At 61.6% G+C, this 2,206-nt stretch carries 4 protein-coding genes; all 4 read left to right on the top strand.

Features of this window, described 5'->3' with window-relative positions:
• Window positions 1-639, top strand: a 639-nt coding sequence (locus AC1DT3_RS18625) for an NADH-quinone oxidoreductase subunit H (protein WP_477466712.1), incomplete at its 5' end; no start/stop codon positions are given.
• 13 nt (window positions 640-652) lie between these two features.
• Window positions 653-1,141, top strand: a complete 489-nt coding sequence (gene nuoI / locus AC1DT3_RS18620; RefSeq protein WP_477466711.1) for an NADH-quinone oxidoreductase subunit NuoI — start codon at window positions 653-655, stop codon at window positions 1,139-1,141.
• Window positions 1,142-1,278: 137 nt separating this feature from the next.
• Complete coding sequence (locus tag AC1DT3_RS18615; RefSeq protein WP_477466710.1) at window positions 1,279-1,893, top strand: NADH-quinone oxidoreductase subunit J; 615 nt, start codon at window positions 1,279-1,281, stop codon at window positions 1,891-1,893.
• Between the two features lie 10 nt (window positions 1,894-1,903).
• A partial coding sequence (nuoK, locus tag AC1DT3_RS18610; RefSeq protein ID WP_477466709.1) for an NADH-quinone oxidoreductase subunit NuoK occupies window positions 1,904-2,206 on the top strand: 303 nt, incomplete at its 3' end.

Genomic DNA, 2,206 nt, shown 5'->3' with positions numbered 1-2,206 from the left:
ATCATGGGCGGCTGGGCTTCGAACTCGAAATACGCCTTCCTGGGAGCCCTCCGCTCGGCGGCGCAGATGGTGTCCTACGAGGTCTCCATCGGCTTCGTCATCGTGACGGTGCTCATGTGCGCCGGCACGCTCAACCTCTCGGGCATCGTCGAAGCGCAGGACACGCGCCTGGGCATTCTCGGCTGGTACTGGCTGCCCCTGTTGCCGATGTTCGTGGTGTTCTTCGTCTCGGCGCTGGCCGAGACCAATCGCCCGCCCTTCGATCTGTCTGAAGCGGAATCGGAGCTCGTGGCCGGCTACATGGTCGAGTATTCCTCGACGCCTTACCTGCTCTACATGCTGGGCGAGTACGTGGCGATCATCACCATGTGCGCCCTTGGGACGATCTTGTTCCTTGGCGGCTGGCTGTCGCCGATCCCGTTCGCGCCATTCACCTGGGTGCCGGGCGTGATCTGGTTCGTGCTCAAGGCGTGTTTCCTGTTCTTCATGTTCGCCATGGCGAAGGCGATGGTGCCGCGTTACCGCTACGATCAGTTGATGCGGCTGGGTTGGAAGGTGTTCCTGCCTCTTTCGCTCGCTATGGTCATCATCGTCGCGGGCGTGCTGATGGCGACCGGCCTTGCGCCGGGGATACGTTAAGGGAGACCGGTCCATGAAACTCGATCAGGTCGCAAAATCACTCCTCTTGAAGGAGTTCGTGTCCGGGTTCTTCCTGGCCATGCGCTATTTCTTCAAGCCGAAGGCGACGATCAACTACCCGTTCGAGCTGAGCCATCGCGGCCCGCGCTTTCGCGGCGAGCATGCSCTGCGCCGGTATCCSAAYGGCGAAGAGCGCTGCATCGCSTGCAAGCTSTGCGAGGCGATCTGCCCGGCGCAGGCGATCACSATCGAGGCSGRGCCGCGCCGCAATGACGGCACGCGCCGCACCACGCGYTACGACATCGACATGGTGAAGTGCATCTATTGCGGCCTGTGCCAGGAGGCCTGCCCGGTCGATGCCATCGTCGAGGGGCCGAACCTGGAATTCTCGGTGGAGACTCGCGAGGAGCTCTACTACGACAAGGCCAAGCTACTCGCGAACGGCGATCGATGGGAGCGGGAGATCGCCCGCAACCTCGTCAAGACGGCGCCGTATCGCTGATGGAATGACCTCGGTCCGTAAGGGCAGGGGATAGGCAATGTTCCGGCGGGTTGTCCTGCCTGGATTGTGAAACTATAGACGGGCCGCCGGTTTCCGGCGCCTGGGAAGGGGCCGCCACCAGGCGGCTGAGCTGAAGCATGACGGTGACCGCCGCGTTCTTTTATCTGTTCTCGACCATCGCCATAGCCTCGGGCTTCATGGTGATCGCGTCGCGTAACCCCGTGCAATCGGTGCTGTTTCTCATCCTGGCCTTCGTCAACGCGGCGGGGCTCTTCCTGATGATGGGCGCCGAGTTCCTGGCGATGATCCTGATCATCGTCTATGTCGGCGCGGTGGCCGTGCTGTTCCTTTTCGTCGTCATGATGCTCGACGTGGACTTCGCCGAGCTGCGCCAAGGCTTCCTGCAATATCTGCCGGTCGGCGCTCTCATCGGAGTGGTCTTCCTGCTGGAACTGATCCTGGTGCTCGGCACGTACATCATCGATCCCCATCTCGTCCGCACACCGCTGGCGCCGATCCCGTCCGCCGACGTGATGACCAATACGGAAGCGATCGGGCAGGTGCTCTACACCCGCTACTTCTTCTTCTTCCAGACGGCCGGCCTGATCCTGCTCGTCGCGATGATTGGCGCGATCGTTCTGACGCTGCGTGAACGTGTCGGTGTCAAGCGTCAGGACATCAACAAGCAGAATGCCCGGACGCAGGAAACCGCCGTCGAACTGCGGAAGGTCCCCTTCCGTCAGGGACTTTGAGGAGCGCGCCATGGTCATCGGTCTCGGTCACTATCTCACCGTCGCCGCCGTGCTTTTCACGCTCGGCGTCTTCGGCATTTTCATCAACCGCAAGAACGTCATCGTGATCCTGATGTCGGTCGAGCTCATTCTGCTCGCCGTGAACATCAACATGGTCGCATTTTCCACTCACCTGAACGACATCGTCGGCCAGGTCTTCGCGCTGCTGATCCTTACGGTCGCGGCGGCGGAGGCGGCCATCGGCCTCGCCATTCTCGTGGTGTTCTTCCGCAACCGCGGCTCGATCGCGGTTGAGGACGTCAATATGATGAAG

This window comes from Microvirga sp. P4_G7 (assembly GCF_056401005.1).
This window is presented reverse-complemented; position numbering and strand designations above follow the sequence as displayed.